This is a genomic window from Phytohabitans kaempferiae, from assembly GCF_042433955.1.
GTDB lineage: Bacteria > Actinomycetota > Actinomycetes > Mycobacteriales > Micromonosporaceae > Phytohabitans > Phytohabitans kaempferiae.
Window position 1 is genome coordinate 1 of the sequence record NZ_JBHLUH010000031.1, and the last position, 18,693, is coordinate 18,693.

Genomic DNA, 18,693 nt, shown 5'->3' on the forward strand with positions numbered 1-18,693 from the left:
CAAGGCCGCCAACGCTGGTGGTGTGGCGACCAGTGCGTTGGAGATGCAGCAGAACGCCTCGCGTGATTCGTGGAGTTTCGAGCACACCGAGCGGCGGCTGGCCGACATCATGCACAGCATCCATGACCGCTGTCTGGAGACCGCGGACGCGTACGGCAGCCCGGGCAACTACGTCGCGGGAGCCAACATCGCCGGCTTCATCCAGGTCGCCGACGCGATGCTCGCACTCGGCGTCATCTGATGGGCCATCGGCGCGTGCCGCACACCGCCGACGTACGGATCGAGGCGTGGGCGCCAGACCGGGAAGGCTGCGTGTCCGAGGCCGTGACCGCGATGGTCGGCAGCTTCGCCGAGGTGTCGCCCGCCCGGCCGGCGGAGACGGTCGACTTCCGGGTCGCCCCCGGCACCGACGAGGACATGCTGGTCGCCGTACTCGATGAGGTGATCTTCCGGATGGACACGGAGGGCCGACTGCCGGCCGCCGCCGACGTGGCGGCCGTCGACGGCGGCCTCGATGTGCGGATGTGGTTGGCCGACCCGGACCGGGTGGAGCTCGTGGGCGCGGTGCCGAAAGCGGTGTCGCTGCACGAGCTGCGGTTCGCACCAGGTGTGGAGGGCTGGTCGTGCGCCGTGACGTTCGACGTGTGATGCCGGCGACCGCTGGTCAGCCCTTCACCACGCCGACCGGGACCAGCCGCGCCACCTGCCGGCACAGGCCGCCGCCCTCGGCCGACTCGACGACCGCGGAGATGTCCTTGTAGGCGTCCGGCGCCTCCTCGGCGAGACCCCGCCACGACGCCCCGCGTACCAGGATGTCGTGGGCCTCCAGTTGGTGCCGCAGATCCCGGCCGTGCACCGCCTTGGCGGCCTGTTTCCGGCTGCGTACCCGACCGGCGCCGTGGCAGGTCGAGGCGAAGGCCGGGGCTCCTTCGACCCCGGTCAGCACGTACGACGGGGTCCCCATCGAGCCGGGGATGAGCACCGGCTGCCCCGCCGCGGCGAGGTCCGCGGGCAGGTCCGGATGACCGGGCGGCAGCGCCCGAGTGGCCCCCTTGCGATGCACGCACAGCCGCCGCTCGGCACCGTCGACCCGGTGGGTCTCGATCTTCGCGAGGTTGTGCGAGATGTCGTAGACCAGGTCGAGCTGGCGGTGGGTGACCCGCTCGAAAACCCGTCGGGCCGCCTGGCCCAGCATCTGGCGGTTGGCCCGCGCGTAGTTCGCCGCGGCCGCCATCGCGCCCAGGTAGGCCCGCCCTTCCGGCGAGGAGACCGGGGCGCAGGCCAACTGCCGGTCCGGCACGCTGATGTCGTATCGGGGCATCACGCGCTCCATGACCCGTAGCTGATCGGTGCAGATCTGGTGCCCCATCCCGCGCGAGCCGCTGTGGATCATGACGCAGACCTGCCCGGCCCGCAGCCCGAACGCGTCCGCCGCGGCCTCGTCGTAGATGTGGTCGACCGCCTGCACCTCCAGGAAGTGGTTGCCGGAGCCCAGGCTGCCGACCTGCCCCTGACCGCGCTGTACGGCCCGGTCGCTGACCTGGCCAGGATCGGCGTCTGACACCGCGCCGTAGTCCTCGCAGCGGGCCAGGTCACGCTCGACCCCGTGGCCCTGCTCGACCGCGTACCGCGAGCCGCCCACCAGCAGCTCGTCCAGCTGTGCGCGGCCGGACAGCTTCCACACCGCGCCCTTGGTCATGCCCCGGGGGATCGCCGCGTCGAGGCCGTCCATCAGCCGGTCCAGCATCGGCGCCAGCGCCGCGCGGTCCAGGTCGGCGACGAGCAGTCGCACTCCGCAGGAGATGTCGAACCCGACCCCGCCCGGCGAGACGACCCCGCCCGCCTCGACATCGGTGGCGGCCACCCCGCCGATCGGGAAGCCATAGCCAAGGTGCACGTCGGGCATGGCGTATGACGCCTCCACGATGCCCCGCAGTGTCGCCACGTTGGCCACCTGGTCGAGGGATCTGTCCGCCCTGACGTCGGGCAGCAGCGACCGCGCGGCGAACACCACTCCCGGTACCCGCATCTCGCCGAGCGGGTCGATCCGGAACCGGTACGGCGACTCCTCGACCAGCTCCACGCCTCCACCTTTCGACACGCCTTCGACGCGACACGCCTTCGACGCGCGGGTCTGGTTACCCAGGCGGGTGCGGCTTACACCCGTACCTCGGCACCGCGCCGGTGATCGCCTCCCCCGAGGTGTGCGGGCCGACCGGCCGCCAGAGCCGCCTGTCCACCTAGAACAGTCCGATGTGGCGGCTCGGCGGACGCTCCACGCCCCGGAATGCCGCCCAGGCGTTTGCCATGATGTGGGGCATGGCGAAATCGGCGGGTCACCCGGAGCGGCCGATGCGCGTGTTCGTCAGCTACGCGGGCAGCGACCGGCCGTGGGCCTCGTGGGCCGCTCAGGTGCTGGAGGCCGCCGGATACCAGGTCGAACTGGACGTGTGGGACTGGGCCGCCGGCGACAACTTCGTCCGCCGGATGAGTGAGGCGCTGGACCGCGCGGACGTGGTGCTCTCGCTGTGGTCGCCGGCCTACTTCATGCCGGACCGGTTCACCGAGGACGAGTGGACCGCAGCGGTGGCGCTCCGCCCGCGGGGGCGTACCCGGCTGGTGCCGGTCCGGGTCGCCGAGGTCACCCCACCGGGCCTCCTGCGGCCGATGATCTACCGGGACGTGTTCGGTCTGGACGAGGACGACGCGCGCACGGTGTTGCTCGGCGCCGTCGCCGGACCCACCGGTCGGGGGCAGCCGGTGGCCTTCCCGGGCCGGGCCGTGGAGGGCGGCCCTCGGATGCCGGGGTCGATCCCCACGGTGTGGAACGTGCCGTACCGGAACCGGGTCTTCACCGGCCGGCGGCCCCAGCTGGCCGCACTGCGGGAAGGGCTGACCAGCGGTGAACGGGCCCTGGTCCAAGCGTTGACCGGCATCGGCGGAGTGGGCAAGACACAGCTGGCGATCCAGTACGCCCACCTCTTCAGCGGCGAGTACGACCTCATCTGGTGGGTCGACGCCGGCAACCCCGCCCTGATCGGCGAGCAGCTCGCCCGGTGCGCCGTGGCGGCCGGCTGGGTCGGTGCCACGACGAAGGTCGACGACGCGTGGACAGCCATGAAAGACCACCTCCGCAGGACCGGCCGGTGGTTGCTGATCTTCGACAACGCCGAGGACGCGGCCGCCATCTACCCGTGGCTGCCGCCGGGCGGAGGACACGTGGTCATCACCTCCCGGTCGGCGACGTTCACGCAGGTCGCCGTGCCGGTCCGGGTCGCCGAGTTCACCCGGGACGAGTCGATCGAGCTGCTCCACGCCCACCGCGCCGACCTGTCCCGCCCGGACGCGGACGAGCTCGCCCGGGCACTGGGTGATCTGCCGCTGGCGGTGGCCCAGGCGGCCGCGCTGCTGGAGGACACCGGCCTGAGCGCCCGGGACTACCTGGACGAGTTGGAGGCGCACGCCGGTGAGATCCTCGACGAGGGACGCCCGCTCGGATACCCGCTCTCGCTCGCGGCCGGCATCCACCTCGCCGTCAGCCGCCTCGGCGACCAGGCTCCCGCCGCCCTGGAGCTGCTGCACCTGGCCGCGATCCTCGCTCCCGAGCCCATCCCGGTGGCCTGGTTCAGCCAGGCCAGGAGTCACCTGCCGGACCCGTTGGGCGTCGCGGCCGACCGGCCGCTGACGTTGCGCCGCGCGGTCAGCCGCGTGGGCAGCGTGGGGCTGGCCCGGACCACGCCCGAGGCACTCCAGGTGCACCGCCTGACCCAGGCCGTGCTGCGCGACGACCGTACCCGCGAGCAGCTCCAGGGCGACCACGGCTTCGCCGCCGCGCTCATCGCCGCGGTCGAGCCCGACAACGCCGGCACCGACCCGGCCTCCTGGTCGGCATGGGCCACGCTCCTGCCGCATCTGCTCGCCCTCGACCCGGTCGCGGGTCCGGGCGTGCTGCGCGACACCGCCCTCCACGCCCTCTGGTACCTGCTCATGCGCGGCGACTACCAGACCGCGCTCGCGCTCACCGAGACCTGGTACGCCCGATGGAGCGACGACCTCGGCCCGGACCATCCGCACACCCTGCACACGGCACGGCGGCTCGCGGCGGCGTACTTCTTCACCGGTCGCTACGCCGACGCCCGGGACCTGACCGTCGACACACTGGCCCGCAGCCGCCGGGTCCTCGGCGAGGACCACACCGACACCCTTGTCGCCGCCAGCAATCTCGCCGCCTACCTGTCGGCCCAGGGGCAGTTCGAAGAAGCTCTCGACCTGAACACCGACACCCTGAACCGGTACCGGCGGGTCCTGGGCGACGACGACCCCGAGACACTCCGTACGGCCAGCAACCTCGCCATCGCGATGCGCAAGCTGGGCCGGCACCAGGACGCCTGCGACCTGAACACCGACACACTCGCCCGGTACCGGCGGGCACTGGGCGACGACCATCGCGACACGCTGCGGACGGCCAGCAACCTGGCGATCGACCTGCGCCGGCTGGACCGTGGCCGGGAAGCCCACGACCTGAACGTCCAGACGCTGTCGCGGTACCGGGAGGTGCTCGGTGACGACCATCCCGAGACCCTGCGCACGGCCAGCAACCTCGCGCTCGACCTGCACGCGACAGGGCGCTACCAGGAAGCACACGACCTGAACACGGACATCCTCTCCCGATACCGGCGGACGCTGGGCGACGACCACCCCGAGACCCTGCGCACGGCCAGCAACCTCGCCGAAGACCTGCACAGCCTTGGCCGGTACCAGGAGGCGCACGACCTCAACGCCGAGATCCTGCCGAGGTACCGGCAGGCGCTGGGCGCGGATCACCCCGAGGCGGTACGGACGGCCGGCAACCTCGCGGCGGACCGGGACGCACTGAAACCTGACCAGCCCGCGGATGCCGGCCCCTGACCGGCCCACGTCGAAACAGACCGGGCGGGCGTGCACGGCCGACTGACGAACCACCGTCGTGGCTGTCGTTGCCCCAGGTGTCACAGGTGCGTGTAGAAGGCGGCCGCGGCGAAAACCACGTACAGGCCGACGAGCTGGGCGCCCTCCAGGACGTTGCCGCGCCCGTCCGCGACGACATGACGGACCAGGACCGCGGCGGCCGCGAGCGTCACCAGCTCCAGCGACGTGAACGCGAGAGTGACCAGGTGGCCGGAGGCCAGACCGACCACCACGAACAGAGGCACGACGAGCATCACGAGCTGCATGCTCGAACCGATCGCGATGCCGCTGGCCACGTCGAGGCGGTTGCCGGCCGCCATGCTGACCGCGCTGAAGTGCTCGGCGGCGTTGCCCACCAGCGGGATGACGACAAGACCGAGGAACCCCGTGCTCAGGCCGAGCTGAGGGCCGGCCTCCTCGAGACTGTGCGCGATGAACTGCGCGGCCACCCCCGCCGCCGCCGTGCCCAGCGTCAGCACGGCGACAGCCGTCCGCACCGACCACCGCGGGCCTTCACGCCTCTCGCGGTCGGCTTCCTCGGAGTTGTGCGGGTCGGTCTGGAACAGTGCCCGGTGGGTCTTGTAGGTGAACAACAGCCCCGCGGCGTACAGCACGACCAGCACCCCGGCCGCGAAGAGGCTCACCTGCTCGATCCGCCCCTGGGTGGCCTCTCCCCGCAGCGAGAAGACCGTCGGGAGCAACAGTGTCGCGATCGCGACCATCATCATCGTCGCCTGGTCCGTCGCCTGGCGCCACTGCATCCGCTGTTCCAGCCGGCGGTAGCCGCCGGCGATCATGGACACACCGAACACGAGCAGGAGGTTGCCGACGATCCCTCCGGTGATCGACGCCTTGAGCACCTCCAGCTGGGCGTTGAGGATCAACAAAACACCGACGATGACCTCGGTGAGGTTGCCGAAAGTGGCGTTGAGCAGTGCCCCGACGCTTCCACTGGCGCGTTCGGCCAGCGACTCGGTGGCCCGACCGATCAATCCGGCGGCCGGCACGATACCCACCGCCGCCAGCGCGAAGACGACCGCCGCCGCCGCACCCCACCACTGCGCGACCACGGCGGCCGGGACCCCCAGCAGCGCGATGTCGAGCCAACGCCAGCCACGTCCCCGGCCCCGACCGGTCTCCTGCGCTTCCCGCGCCGTCATCAGGCCCCCACTCCCCCAAGAATCGGCAGACCCGAAGGCGAGTGGCCAACGAGAGGCCGGTCAAACCCGCCGTCATCGCGGAAGGGAGTACTGGGAGCGCTTCAGAGGCGCAAGGGTCGGGAGGGGCCGGCGGGATGCCGGCCCCTCCCGAGATCGCACGCGGTGTACGGGTTCGCTCAGCGCAGCCGCTGCGCGATCCCCGCGGTGGCGTCACCGGACTGGTACGAGACCAGCAGGGTGGCACCGGTCGGGAGACCGCCGCTGAGCGGGAGCCACACGTCGCGGTCGCCCCGGCGGTCGAACTCGACGGTCGCGTCCGCCACCACCTTGTCCCCGTCCCAGACGAAGACCCGGGCGGTACCGGCCTGGCGCGCCTTGAGCTCGACCCGCACGCCGTCGTGCCGCTTGGTCACGCCGTGGATCCGGATCGTGCCGTCGGGCAGGGCGGTCCAGCCGCCCGGCGCTACCCCGTCCCCGCTGGACTGGAGGATGGTCTGCGGCGAGTCGACGCTCAGCGCCGCGGTGTCCGGGATGATCGGCTCCTTGGGCGACGACGGCTGCGTGGTGTAGCCGGCGAGCCGTGCCACGCCCCAGCGCCACGGGTCGGCCCGTACGCCGCTCCAGGTGGACCAGCCGACGCGGGTCTGCGCCGACAGGTCCTGCGTGTCGGAGTCGTTCACGAGGATGTTCATGCCCATCCGGTCGGCGTCGACCCTGTCCGGCAGGACACTGAACGGGACCTTCACCTCGATCCGGTACCCGGTGTAGGGGTTGCTGGTGACGACCGACGCGACCTCCATGCCGGGCGCGGTCTGCGGGCCCGGACCCTGGTGGTTGTCCCGCTCCCGGGCGTAGCACGGCGGGTTGCCGTTGGCCGGGTCGTTGGTGGTCGGGAAGAGCGCCACGTTGAACACCGTCGAGGTGTTCGGCGAGCCGCCCCGCGGGTCGATGCCGAACTCGATGTTGTCGTTGCGCCGTGGACGCTTGCAGTCCTCCGGCGGGAGCACCGTGCCGAGCACGTCGTCGGTGATGTCGAACAGCGCGTAGATCGCGTCGTCGGTGTACGTCAGCCGGGCCGTACCGGAGATGTCGGCGGCCGGGGCCGCGCTCCCCTCCCAGCGCGTGGAGATGTCGATGACCTCGCCGGTGTACTCGCCGGGGCCGGCGGTGCCGTCGACGGTCGGCGCGGTCGCCGCCTTGGGGATGGTGGTGACCGGCACGATGTTGAGGAAGCCGGGCTGGACCGCGCTGCCGCCGTTGTAGCTGGTCTCGATCTGCACCGGGTACCGGCCGTCGTTCGGCGCGCGGTTGGCGGTCGGCAGCGACGCGTCGGTGTTCGTCACGGTGAAGGTGACCGCACCACGGGCGCCCGGCCGCAGGCCGCTGTAGCTCTGCTGGGCCTGCGCCACGGCGAAGCCGGCGGGCACGTTGAGCTTCACCGTGCCCGACTGCACCTGGTCGCTGTGGTTGCGAAGGTCGACGCGGATCGGCCTGGTGCCGCCGCTCGGGATGCTCAGCAGCGAGTCGATCAGCGCGTCGAGCGACTGGACGCGCTTGCTCTCCGTCCACTCGCGGAAGTCACCGACCTCGGGCAGCGGCTCGAGTGTGCCGCGTACCGGTGCGGTCGCCTGCACCAGCGTGGTGTTGCTGCCGGCGCCGTCCTTCTTGGAGGTCATGGTCGCCTTGAGCCGGAACCGCTCGCCGGCAACCAGGCTCTGCGGCGGGGTGACCGTGAAGGTGGCGACGGCCTCCTTCTTGGGCGTGATGGTGCCGATGTTGCCGTTGCCCTTGACAGTCCAGCCCGCGGGCGGCTCCAGCGTCACCTTCGCGCCGGGGATCGCCTTGTCGGCCCGTACGTGGGTCTTGACCTCGAACGGCTGCCCGGCCAGGACCTCCCAGCTTTCCGAGCGGACGTGCAGCTCGGTACCGAGCGGCAGGCCGCCCTCGGCGCGGATGCTGGTGCCTTGCAGCGCCGCGGTGCCACCGACGCTCGGGTCCGGGTACGGGGTCCGACTGTCGATCATCGTGATGCGGTTGCAGCCGATGCTCGCCGGGTTGGTGGAGGCGTCCCCGGTGTCGGCCCAGCCCTGGGATGCGTACTCGCGCCGCGCCCACACGTTGACCTGGTTCCACCGGGTACCGTCGTGGCGGGCCGACTCGTACCCCTGCCAGGTGCCGAAGACGACGTTGGTCGGCTGGCTCGGGGTGAAGGTGTTCTCGCAGGCCGGCCCGCTCGGGCCGGAGCCGCCGTCGCCAGACTGGAAGATGCGGGCGACGCGGAACGGCTTGAGCCCTTCCTTCGTGATCTGCTCGGGGAATGCCTTCGGGTCGGCGGCGGCGTAGAACGCCTCGACGGCGAGCATCGCGGCTTCCTGGTGGTTACCGTGGTTGCCCTGCGTCGCCGACGGGTTCATCGTGACGATGACCTCGGGCCGTGTGGTCCGGATCGTCCGGACGATGCGCGACAGCGAGTTGTGGTAGCCCCAGACCTGCTCGGACAGGGGCGCGCTCGCGGTGTAGTAGAAGTCGAGCGCGTCGAGGTTGTAGATGTTCTCGACGCCGGCCCAGCCGACGGCGCGCCGCTCCTCGGCCTCGCGCAGGATGCCGAGCGCCGGCCCCTCCTCCAGGCCGACCGCGTTACCGCCGCCCTCGCCGCGGGTCATCGTGATGACGCCCGCCTTCATGTCGTGGTACTCGTTCCAGTAGCCGAACGTGCCGAGCTGTCCGGCCTCGTCGTCGGGGTGTGCGCCGATGAACATGATGTCGAGGTCGATGGGTTGGCTCGGTTTCGCTTGCGCGGGGCTGGCCAGGCCCGTCAGCAGTAGACCGCATGCGGCGATCACGGCTTTGGCGCGCCATCTCATGTGGACATACCTCTTCGTGTGGTGGACAGGGGATACCACTCGGTCCGGGGGGTGCGACCGGAGCGCCTCGGCTGGGGGTCGGGTGTCCGATTGCGACTCGCGAGTTAATTCGGAGTAGAAAATTGCCCCGCGCAGGCGGTATCGATCCGCGTGCACGACCTGCGTCCGCAGTGGACGACACAGACTGTCACAGCGCCTCGGCGTGCCCCGTTAGCGCTGGAAGGACCTTCGAGGCGTAACGCTAAAGATCAGCTCGGAGAGCCGTCAATACCCGGTCGACCACTTTCTTCGCTATGAAAAGAATCGAGCCCGACGCACGGCCGGAGAGACTCGGGTTTGCCCGGATTGCCCCCTCCCCGCCCGGAGGTATTGCCTGCCCGCGCGGCCGACAGGCAGCGGAGGTCGCGGTCGCGCAGCCGCCGTCGAGATCGTTTCGTGACTTGACCTAGGCACTTTCTTCGCACTAGTAAGAAAGTGTGATCGCCGAAGGGAAGACGCCGACCAGCCCCGTCAGCCGGGAGCGGTCGCGTGAGATCAAGCGCCAGTCGGTGATCTCGGCTGCCCGGCAGGCGCGGCTGCTGTCCCGGGTCGACCTGGCCGAGCGGACCGGCCTCCCGGCGGCGACGCTCACCACGCTGGTGCGGGAGCTGATCGCGGAGGGCTACCTCATCGAGCGGGGTCCGGCCGCGCAGACGACCGGGCGGCCGAGGGCGATGCTCGAGTTCAACCCGCGCGCCGAGCTGGTGGCGGCGGTGTCCCTGGAGCCGCCCCGGATCACCTGCGAGATCGCCGACAGCAACGGCACGGTGATCGCCCACCGCACGTCCCGGCTCGGCGGCGACGTGGTCGAGACGGTCTGCCACTTCGTGGCGGAGCTGGCCGCCGAGGGCCGGCCGGCGCTGTGCGGCGTCGCGATCGCCGTACCGGGGGTCTCGTCCGACGGCGCGGTCCGGCTGGCGCCCTCGGTGGGCCTGGTCGAGGCGCAGCCGATCGGCCAGTCCGTGCAGCGCGAGCTCGGCGTGCCGGTGGTCGTCGACAACGACGTCAACCTCATGGCGGCCGGGGAGCGGGTCGCCGGCGCCGGCAAGGACGTCGACGACCTGCTGCTGCTGCACGTCGCCGACGGCATCGGCGCCGGCCTCATCCTCGACGGCAAGGTACGCCGGGGCGCGAGCGGCGCGGCCGGTGAAGTCGGCTTCCTCCCGCTCGACCCCGAGCCGGCCCGCGCCTACGGGGGCGTCGGCCCGTTCGAGGCGCGGTGGTCGGCCAACGCCATCGCCGAACGCGTGGTCGCGCTGCACCCCGGCCGGCGCCCCGAGGCGCCGGTCAGCGAGCTGATCGAGCTCGCCGACACCTCCGGCGCGGCCCGGAGCTACCTCGACGAGGTGCTCGACGCCTGGGCCCGGCTCATCGTCTCCTGCGCCTGCGTCGTCGACCCGGGCCGGGTACTGCTCAGCGGCGCGGCGGCTCAACTCGACGACGCGGCGCTGGCACAGATACAGAACCTGGTCTCCGCCAAGGCTCCCGCCTCCACCGAGGTGCGACGGGCCGTGCTCGGAGACCAGGCGGTGCTGCACGGCGCGATCAGCTACGCCCTGTCGGCCGCAGTACGCCTTTCCGCCCTTTCCTGACCCGTATCAGCTCAACGATTTCACCCCCAATCTTCCTGCAAGTGGAGGTAGCCATGAGACGTCGCCTGGCTCTCAGCATCGCGCTCGGCGCGATGGTCGCCAGCCTGGCCGCGTGCGGCGGCGACAGCGAGGACACCGAAACGCCGGGCGGCACCACGGCGGAGCGGATCGTCGTGTACAGCGCGCGCGACAAGAAGGTCACCGACTTCGTCGTCGAGCAGTTCGTCGCCAAGCACCCCGAGTACCAGGGCAAGGTCGAGGTGCTCAACATGGGCGCGCAGGAGGTGCTGGAGCGCACCCGCGCGGAGAAGGCCAACCCGCAGGGCTCGGTCTGGTGGGGCGGCACGCAGCAGGGACTCTCCGCCGGCGCGTCGGAGGACCTGCTCGAGGCGTGGCAGCCGTCCTTCGCGGCCGAGATGGACGCCCGGTACAAGGACGCGCAGGGCCGCTGGTTCGGGGAGATCCTCCTGCCCGAGGTCATCATGTACAACAACAAGGCGATCCAGCCCGACCAGGCGCCGAAGGACTGGGACGACCTGATCGCCCCGGCGTGGAAAGACAAAATCATCATCCGGGACGTGCCCGCCTCCGGCACGATGCGGTCGATCTACGCCTCCATGATCCAGCGGCTCTCGCCCGACGGCAGCAACCCGCAACCGGGCTACGACTGGCTCCGCAAGCTCGACGCCAACACCGTCGAATACGCCGCCAACCCCACCGACCTGTACGTCAAGATGTCGCGCGAGCGGGGCGTGCTCAGCGCCTGGAACCTCCAGGACATCCTGCTCCAGTCCGAGCAGTCCAACATGCCGTTCGGGTACGTGATGCCGGCCTCCGGGGCGCCGGTCCTGGTCGACGGTGTCGCCGTGATCAAGGGCGGCAACTCCGAGGGTGCCAAGACGTTCCTCGAGTTCCTCTTCGACAGCTCGCTGCGGGCCAACCTGGCCAAGGACTTCTTCCAGATCCCCGCCGTGCCCATCTCGGAGCAGCCGGAGTGGCTGGCCAACCTCAACCTCAAGCCGATGGACGTCGACTGGGACGTCATCGCCAAGCATGAGACCGAGTGGATCAACCATTGGAACGCCGAGATCAAGAACAAGGGCTGACCACCGCCGGAGGCCGGGCCGTCGCGAGGCGGCCCGGCACCGGTGGCCGCCGATCGGCTGCACGGCTGGAGGAAAGATGATCGACGTCGAACTCGAATCGGTGAGCAAGCGTTTCGCCCGGTCCGGCGAGGCCGCCGCCGTTGACGACGTCAACCTCACCATCGGCGCGGGCGAGTTCTTCACGCTCCTCGGCCCGAGCGGATGCGGGAAGACGACCACGCTCCGCATGGTGGCCGGGTTCTACTTCCCCAGCGACGGGCACATCCGCTTCGGCGGTAAGGACGTGACCCGACTCGCGCCCAACAAGCGCGAAACCGGCATGGTGTTCCAGAACTACGCGCTCTTCCCGCACATGACCGTGGCGCAGAACGTCGCCTACGGCCTCAAGGTGCGCAAGGTGGGCCGTGCCGACGCGGCCCGGCGCGTGGCGGAGGCGCTCGCCGAGGTGCACCTCGACGGGTACGGGCCACGCCGCATCGACCAGCTCTCCGGCGGCCAGCAGCAGCGGGTCGCGCTGGCCCGCGCGCTGGTGATCCGGCCGCGCATGCTGCTGCTGGACGAGCCGCTGTCCAACCTCGACGCAAAGCTGCGCGAGGAGACCCGCGCCGAGATCCGCCGCATCCAGCGGGAGTCCGGCACCACCTCGATCTACGTGACCCACGACCAGGCCGAGGCGATGGCAATGTCCGACCGCATCGCGGTGATGCGGTCCGGCCAGGTGCAGCAGGTCGGTACCCCGCGCGAGGTGTACCACCAGCCGGCCAACGCGTTCGTGGCGCGCTTCATCGGCCGCAGCAACGTCCTGTCGCTGCCCGTCGCCGCCGTCGAGGCGACCCGGGTCCAGGTGGTGCTCCCCGGCGGTGGCCAGGTCCACGCGGGCGCGCCGGAGGGGCACGGGCTGCGCGTCGGCGACAGTGCGTTGGTCTCGGCCCGGCCGGAGTACATCTCGGTGGTCAGCCCCGCCGACTCCGACGCCATCGGCGGGCGGGTCGCCGCGGTGGAGTTCACCGGCATGACCACGCACCTGACCGTCGACGTCGACACCGGCGACATCGACACGCAGGTGACCGTCGCGGCCGTCGACGCGCCCGAGCGCATCGGCGTCGGCGACCGGGTCGGGCTGCGCCTGCCCGCTGACCGGCTCTGGGTGGTACGACCGTGACCGCGGTGCCCTCCACGCTCCCGTCCCGGTGGGCGCAGCTCACCCAGCGCCTGGGCGGTGGCGCGAACTCGGCGTGGTTCCCGTACGTGCTGGTGGCCCCCCTCGCCCTGATCCTGTGGGGGTACGTGGTCCAGCCGATGCTCGCCACCTTCGTGGAGAGCGTCAGCGAGGACGGTACGGCCAACTACGCGCAGTTCTTCACCTCCTCCGGCGTCGCGCGCACCTCCCTGCTCACCTCGCTGGTGATCTCCGCCGCGAGCGTCCTGCTCTGCGGGATCGTCGGCGTCGCGATGGCGTTCCTGCTCAAGCGCTTCTCGTTCGCCGGCCGCCGCCTCATCGAGGCGTTCATCCTGGTCCCCGCCGCGCTGCCGCCGCTGATCGGGGCGGTCTCGTTCCAGCTGCTCTACAGCGAGATCGGCATCCTTCCGCGCGCGCTGCAACAGCTCTTCGGCACCGCGCAGCCGGTGCTCGCGTTCGACGGCATCGCCGGCGTGCTGGTCGTGCACACCTTCACCATGTACCCGTTCTTCTATCTCGCGGCGTCGGCCGCGCTGGCAGGCATGGACCCCTCGGTCGAGGAGGCCGCCTACAACCTCGGCGCCGGCCGGATCCGCGTGTGGCGGACGGTGCTGCTGCCGATGCTCACCCCCGCGCTGGTGTCGGCGTCGCTGCTGGTCTTCATGACCTCGCTGGCCTCCTACACGGCGCCGCTGCTGTTCGGCGTCGACCAGACCATGACGATGCAGATCTACATCAACCGCACCAACGGCGACCTGCCAATGGCCTCCACGTACGCCGCCGTGCTCGGCCTGGTGTCGATCGCGTTCCTGCTGCTCATGCGCTGGTACGAGGGGCGGCGCAGCTACCTGTCGCAGTCCAAGGGCATCTCGGCGCGGCGGCGGGAGATCGCCAACCCGATCGGGCGCTGGCTCGCGCCGGTCGCGTCGGTACTGGCGACGCTCGTGCTGCTCGCCCCGGTCGCGACGATCGCGCTGGTGGCGTTCTCCGCGGACGGATCGTGGACGACGGAGGTCATCCCGTCCGCCTACACGATCGAGAACTTCGTCACCATCCTTACCGAACCGCGCGCCTTCGAGCCGATCCTCAACTCGCTCCAGATGAGCCTGCTCGCCACCGCCGCGTGCGTCGTGGTCGGCGTGCTCATCGCGTACGCCGTGCGGCGCCTGCGGTTCGTCGGTCGGAGCCTGCTCGACATCGGCGTCATGATCGCCTGGGCGCTGCCCGGCACCGTCGTGGCGATCAACCTCATCTCGGCGTACAGCACCGGCAACGGCTTCAGCTTCGGGCAGGCGCTGATCGGCACCTTCTGGATCCTGCCGCTGGCCTACTTCGTGCGGTTCCTGCCGCTGGTGTTCCGGGCCAGCTCGGCGTCGCTGGCGCTGATCGACCCGTCGCTGGAGGAGGCCGCGCGCAACCTCGGGGCGTCCTGGTGGCGGGCGTTCCTGAACATCACCGTGCGGCTCATGCTGCCGGGCGTGATCGTCGGCGCGCTGCTCGCCTTCGTGCACGGTGTCGGCGAGTTCGTCGCGTCGGTGCTCATCTACACCTCATCCACGGTCCCGATCTCGGTCGCCATCAACAACCGCATGTACTCGTTCGAGATCGGCACCGCGGCCGCGTACGGCATGCTCCAGGTCGCCCTCATCTTCGTGGTGATGTGGTTCTCCGGGCGGCTGGAGAACGGCGGACGGGCCGCGTCACGGCGGGCGGAACAATGGACGAACTGATCGACACCTGGCAGGCCCGCGGCGGGCTGCTCCCGGCGAGCCGGATACCCGGTCACGAGCTGGCCCGCGTGGCCGAGGCGGCCGACCTGGCCGTACTCCCCGTGGGCGCGGTCGAGTGGCACGGGCCGCACCTGCCGCTCGGCACCGACCTGATCCTGGCCGAGGGCTTCGCGTCCGAAGTGGACGGAGCCGGCGTACGGGCCGTGCTGTTTCCCGCCGTCGCGTACTCGGCGTGCCCCGGCCAGACCCGGCCGTGGCCCGGGACGGTCGCGGTACGCCCGGAGACCGCGGTCGCGTACGCGTGCGACGTGCTCGACGGCATCGTGGCCGCCGGTTTCCCGCGCGTGCTCGTCGTCAACGGGCACGACGCGAACATGTCCGTCGCGCGGGCCGCGATGGAGTGGGTCTCCGGCCGCCGGCGGGCCAGCTTCCTGCTCGTGAACTGGTTTCAGCTGGTCAACGCCGGCGAGACCGGCGAGCTGTTCGGCGAGCTGATCTCGCGCGGTCACGGCGGCGCGTACGAGACCTCGGCCGTACTCGGCTTCGACCCCGAGGCCGTGCACCCCGCCGCCGCGACCGACCTGCCACCGCGCCCGAAGCTGCCGACGCCCCATCCGTACGTCCTGGTCGAGTCCCGGCCCGAGCCGTGGCAGGGCTGGAGCGGCCACGTATCGCTCGCCAGCGAGGCGGCCGGCCGGCGGGTACGCGAACTCGCCGCCGCCCGGCTCGGCGAGATCCTTCGGGCCTGGGCGGCGGCACCGCTTCCCGGCCCGCCCGGCGCCGATGCGGCCGGGGAGGCGGGGCCGCCGCCCGGCCAGCCCAGCGCTGACCCGGCCGGGGAGGCGGCGCCGCCGCCCGGCAAGCCCGGCACCGATCCGGCACCACAACCGCAACCGGGGGAAACGCCATGACGCAGCCGCCGCTGACCACCTACCAGCAGCACCATCTGCGGGTCACGTTCGAGCACCACGCCGCCTACCTGTACCGGCCGATGGTGAAGGCGAGCGAGGCGCACGTCGTGATGCTGGCCGAACGCGACCTGATCCCCGCCGAGTCGGCCGCGCGGATGCTCCGCGGACTGGTCACGCTCCGCGACGACCAGCCGGAGACGTTCACCTACGACGGCTCGGTGGAAGACGTCTACTACACGGTGGAGAAGCGCCTCGCCGCGGCGTGCGGCATACCGACCAGCGAGCTCAACGTGCAGCTCGCGCGCAGCCGCAACGACCTGGACGCGGGCGTGTTCCGGATGGTGCTGCGCGACCAGCTCCTGCGCGTGCTGGCCGCGATCGGGGACGCGGGCGCCGAGCTGCTCGACCGCGCCGACCGCTACGCCGACGTGGTCGTCGTCGGGTACACGCACCGGCGCCCGGCCCAGCCCACCAGCATCGGGCACGTGCTCGCCGGATACGCGGAGGCGCTGGCCGGGCAGGCCGCCGCGTACGCGAGCCTCCTGGCCGAGATGAACCGGTCCCCGCTTGGTTCGTGCGCCTTCGCCGGTACCGACCTCGACATCGACCCGGCCCGCCTGGCCGAGCTGCTCGGCTTCGACGAGCTGGTGGTCAACTCGTACGAGGCGGTCGTCGGCGCCGACCATCTCATGCGGACCGCCGCGCTCAACGCGCAGTCGCTGGCCACCGGCGCCCGGCTGGCACGCACGTTCATGGACTGGCTGAGCTGGGAGTGGGTGCGTACGCCCGAGGAGTTCACCCAGGGCAGCAGCATCATGCCGCAGAAGCGCAACCCCGTCGTGCTGGAGCACCTGGTCTCGATGGCCGGTGCCACCGCCGCCGACGCCGCCTCGGTTTACAACAACGTCTCCGCCGCGTGGTGGGAGGACTCCAACAACGCGACCACCGACGTGCAGGTGCGGCTCTGGGAGAGCAACGACCGCGCGTACCGGTTCTTCGCCCTGCTCGGCGGGTTGTTCCAGCGGTTGGAGCCACTGCGACCGCCGACGAACGAAGCGATCGTGGCGACCGGCGCGACGACGACCGCCGCCGCCGACGCGCTGACCCGGCACGGCGTACCGTTCCGCGCCGCCCACTCCCTCGTCGGCCGGCTCTTCCGCGCCGGCGCGCCCTCGACCTGGACCGACGCGGGGGTACGCGAGGCGGCCGAGGGCGCCGGCACCGGCGCGCTCAGCGACGGCGCCGTACGCGACCTGGTCGCCGCCGCGCTCCGCCCCGAGCTGGTGCTGGGCCGAGCGCAGGCGGACGGTCCGGGCGAAGCCGCTGTACGGGCCCAGGTCGTCCAGATACGCTCTACATTGGACAACGCGCTCGCCGGAGCCGCCGCTCTGCGCCACCGGCTGGCCGACGCCGACAAGATGCTCGCGGCCGCGGTCGCGGAAAGGGCCGCACAGTGAACCTCCAGCACGACCGGCGGCTCCTGGGTATCGACTTCGGCGGCACCAAGATGGCGATCGGGATCGGCGACGCCGACGGACGCCTCCTCGTCTCCGAGCGGCTGCCGACCCACGCCTCACGCGGGGCGCGGCAGGCCCTGGACCGCGCCCTCGACCTGGCGCAGAAGCTCGTCACCGAGACCGGCGGCACGCTGCACGCCGCCGGCATCGCCTCTCCCGGTCTGGTCCGCGACGACGGCATCGACCTCGCGCCCAACGTCCCGGGCTGGGAGGAGCTGCGCCTGGCCGAGGCGGTCCGCACCCGCCTCGGCATCTCCCGGGTACGGGTCGCCAACGACCTCAACGCGGCCGCCCTCGCCGAGCTGCACCGGGGTGCGCTGCGCGACGCCGATCCGGGGCTGGTGATCGGACTGGGCACCGGGGTCGCGGCCGCCATCACCGTCAACGGCGCGGTCGTACCCGGGCACCACGGTGCGGCCGGCGAGATCGCGTACGCGGTCACCGGTCCGGGCTGGCCGACCTCCCCCGAGGCGCGACTGGAAGCCGACTTCTCCGGCCGGGCCCTCGACGAGCTGGCCGAGCGGCTCGACCTCTCCGGGGGCGCGGCCGGGCTCTGCGACGCCGCCCAGTCTCCCGGTCCGGCCCGCGACGCGCTGGTCGCCCGGATCGACGAGCTGGCCCGCCACCTCGTCACCTGCTGCCTGCTGGTCGACCCGCAACGGATGGTGCTCGTCGGTGGCGTCGCCCGCAACGAGATGGTGCGCGAGCTGCTGATCGAGCGCATCTCCCCGGCCCTGCCGTACCTGCCGGAGATCGTCCTGTCCGGCTTCGCACAGGACGCCGCGCTACTCGGCTCGCTGACCCTCGCCGCCCAGGCGTAACGCCGATCCGCCGCCGGTTTCGCGTCCAGCGGCTGTGATCGACCACCGGGCGGGGCGCCGCGCCGGCGGTCGCCGCGCGAGGTGTGGACCCGCGGCCGCCGGTTTGGCTCAGGACTCGTCCGCGTCGAGGGCCCGCAGCGTCCCGTACGTGACGGCGCCGTACGCCAGGTGGGGCAGCAGGTCGCTCACCCAGTCCCGCGCCGACCACCGCCGCGGATCGGAGACGTCCAGGGCGGCCATCGACAGGGCGGTGGTGGCCATGGCGCTGAGTCCCACCAGCGCGGCGCCTACGGGCAGCGGCACGCGTACACCGGCGCGGCGCAGCAACCCGAACACGGCGCCCACACCGACGCCGGTGGCGATGCCGGACAGGCCGCCCAGGCCGCTGACGCGGTTGCCGTGAGTGTTGCCGCCGCCGGGGATCGAGACGGGCAGCCTCTCCTCGATGGCCTCGACGGTCTGCTCCGGTGTGCTGCTGGCTGGTCGGCCGCGGATGGTCATGTCCAGGTACGTGGCGGCGTCCAGCGCCGCCGTCCCGGCCGCGCCCGCGGCGGCTCCGGAGACGAGGCTCCACGCCGCCGGCATCTGGCCGTGCCCGGCGCTGACCTGGTGGCGTGTCATCACCGGACCTCCAAGCGCTCACGGGCGGCCTGCGCGCTGCCTCCGGCGTCCCGTTCGACTGCTGTTGCCATGCTCCGACGGCTACCCGCCAACCTGGGCGGCAAACACGGGCCGGGCCGAAACCGGTGGACCGGCTGGTCAGGTACCCCGGGCAGATCAGTTCGCGAGGGGTCCAGGGCCGGCCCGCGCGGAGCACACCGGTCCT

13 protein-coding genes and 1 pseudogene are annotated in these 18,693 nt (G+C 71.7%); 10 read left to right on the forward strand and 4 right to left on the reverse strand.

What is annotated here, in order from left to right:
* Both ACFFIA_RS16950 and ACFFIA_RS16955 read left to right on the forward strand, forming a co-directional pair.
* Positions 1–241 (forward strand): annotated as a pseudogene (locus ACFFIA_RS16950) (NADP-specific glutamate dehydrogenase); the annotation flags it as partial.
* On the forward strand, positions 241–648 hold the full coding sequence (locus ACFFIA_RS16955; RefSeq protein ID WP_377251997.1) for an archease: 408 nt from the start codon (positions 241–243) through the stop codon (positions 646–648). The pseudogene ACFFIA_RS16950 and the gene ACFFIA_RS16955, both read left to right, overlap by 1 nt.
* A 16-nt stretch (positions 649–664) precedes the next feature.
* Here ACFFIA_RS16955 and ACFFIA_RS16960 read toward each other — a convergent pair whose 3' ends face one another.
* The gene (locus tag ACFFIA_RS16960; RefSeq protein WP_377251999.1) at positions 665–2,083 is read right to left on the reverse strand and encodes an RtcB family protein; all 1,419 of its coding nucleotides are present in this window, start codon (positions 2,081–2,083) and stop codon (positions 665–667) included.
* 236 nt (positions 2,084–2,319) lie between these two features.
* On the opposite strand from ACFFIA_RS16960, the gene fxsT reads away from it, so the two are divergent.
* Positions 2,320–4,908 (forward strand): FxSxx-COOH system tetratricopeptide repeat protein, encoded by a 2,589-nt coding sequence (gene fxsT / locus ACFFIA_RS16965; protein WP_377252001.1) that lies wholly within the window; start codon positions 2,320–2,322, stop codon positions 4,906–4,908.
* 80 nt (positions 4,909–4,988) lie between these two features.
* Here fxsT and cax read toward each other — a convergent pair whose 3' ends face one another.
* Together cax and ACFFIA_RS16975 are read right to left on the reverse strand one after the other, a co-directional pair.
* Complete coding sequence (gene cax / locus ACFFIA_RS16970; protein ID WP_377252003.1) at positions 4,989–6,107, reverse strand: calcium/proton exchanger; 1,119 nt, start codon at positions 6,105–6,107, stop codon at positions 4,989–4,991.
* Between the two features lie 176 nt (positions 6,108–6,283).
* Positions 6,284–8,971 (reverse strand): sugar-binding protein, encoded by a 2,688-nt coding sequence (locus ACFFIA_RS16975; protein WP_377252005.1) that lies wholly within the window; start codon positions 8,969–8,971, stop codon positions 6,284–6,286.
* A gap of 476 nt (positions 8,972–9,447) precedes the next feature.
* Here ACFFIA_RS16975 and ACFFIA_RS16980 point away from each other — a divergent pair, with 476 nt between their 5' ends.
* The 7 genes from ACFFIA_RS16980 (at position 9,448) to ACFFIA_RS17010 (ending at position 17,867) form a co-directional block, all read left to right on the forward strand.
* Positions 9,448–10,602, forward strand: coding sequence for an ROK family protein (locus tag ACFFIA_RS16980; protein ID WP_377252007.1), 1,155 nt, complete (start codon positions 9,448–9,450; stop codon positions 10,600–10,602).
* Between the two features lie 53 nt (positions 10,603–10,655).
* Entirely contained in the window at positions 10,656–11,708 is a 1,053-nt protein-coding gene (locus tag ACFFIA_RS16985; RefSeq protein WP_377252009.1) for an extracellular solute-binding protein, read from the forward strand.
* 76 nt (positions 11,709–11,784) lie between these two features.
* Positions 11,785–12,870, forward strand: coding sequence for an ABC transporter ATP-binding protein (locus ACFFIA_RS16990; RefSeq protein WP_377252011.1), 1,086 nt, complete (start codon positions 11,785–11,787; stop codon positions 12,868–12,870).
* Positions 12,867–14,618 (forward strand): ABC transporter permease, encoded by a 1,752-nt coding sequence (locus ACFFIA_RS16995; RefSeq protein ID WP_377252013.1) that lies wholly within the window; start codon positions 12,867–12,869, stop codon positions 14,616–14,618. Before ACFFIA_RS16990 ends, ACFFIA_RS16995 begins: the two co-directional genes overlap by 4 nt.
* Entirely contained in the window at positions 14,606–15,529 is a 924-nt protein-coding gene (locus tag ACFFIA_RS17000) for a creatininase family protein (protein WP_377252015.1), read from the forward strand. The genes ACFFIA_RS16995 and ACFFIA_RS17000 overlap by 13 nt, the downstream gene beginning before the upstream one ends.
* A complete protein-coding gene (locus ACFFIA_RS17005) occupies positions 15,526–16,986 on the forward strand; it encodes a lyase family protein (RefSeq protein WP_377252017.1) in 1,461 nt (486 codons plus the stop codon). The genes ACFFIA_RS17000 and ACFFIA_RS17005 overlap by 4 nt, the downstream gene beginning before the upstream one ends.
* Positions 16,983–17,867: an ROK family protein gene (locus ACFFIA_RS17010; protein ID WP_377252019.1), complete on the forward strand. Its 885-nt coding sequence runs from the start codon at positions 16,983–16,985 to the stop codon at positions 17,865–17,867. The genes ACFFIA_RS17005 and ACFFIA_RS17010 overlap by 4 nt, the downstream gene beginning before the upstream one ends.
* 108 nt (positions 17,868–17,975) lie before the next feature.
* Here the strand turns inward: ACFFIA_RS17010 and ACFFIA_RS17015 are convergent, their stop codons facing one another.
* Entirely contained in the window at positions 17,976–18,488 is a 513-nt protein-coding gene (locus ACFFIA_RS17015) for a hypothetical protein (RefSeq protein WP_377252021.1), read from the reverse strand.
* Positions 18,489–18,693: the final 205 nt, after the last annotated feature.

What these genes read in the sequence shown, in the direction of transcription:
- ACFFIA_RS16955 (WP_377251997.1), top strand. Translation starts at nt 241, where the DNA reads ATGGGCCATCGGCGCGTGCCGCACACCGCCGACGTACGGATCGAGGCG.
- fxsT (WP_377252001.1), top strand. Translation starts at nt 2,320, where the DNA reads ATGGCGAAATCGGCGGGTCACCCGGAGCGGCCGATGCGCGTGTTCGTC.
- cax (WP_377252003.1), bottom strand. Translation starts at nt 6,107, where the DNA reads ATGACGGCGCGGGAAGCGCAGGAGACCGGTCGGGGCCGGGGACGTGGC.
- ACFFIA_RS16975 (WP_377252005.1), bottom strand. Translation starts at nt 8,971, where the DNA reads ATGAGATGGCGCGCCAAAGCCGTGATCGCCGCATGCGGTCTACTGCTG.
- ACFFIA_RS16985 (WP_377252009.1), top strand. Translation starts at nt 10,656, where the DNA reads ATGAGACGTCGCCTGGCTCTCAGCATCGCGCTCGGCGCGATGGTCGCC.
- ACFFIA_RS16990 (WP_377252011.1), top strand. Translation starts at nt 11,785, where the DNA reads ATGATCGACGTCGAACTCGAATCGGTGAGCAAGCGTTTCGCCCGGTCC.
- ACFFIA_RS17000 (WP_377252015.1), top strand. Translation starts at nt 14,606, where the DNA reads ATGGACGAACTGATCGACACCTGGCAGGCCCGCGGCGGGCTGCTCCCG.
- ACFFIA_RS17005 (WP_377252017.1), top strand. Translation starts at nt 15,526, where the DNA reads ATGACGCAGCCGCCGCTGACCACCTACCAGCAGCACCATCTGCGGGTC.
- ACFFIA_RS17015 (WP_377252021.1), bottom strand. Translation starts at nt 18,488, where the DNA reads ATGACACGCCACCAGGTCAGCGCCGGGCACGGCCAGATGCCGGCGGCG.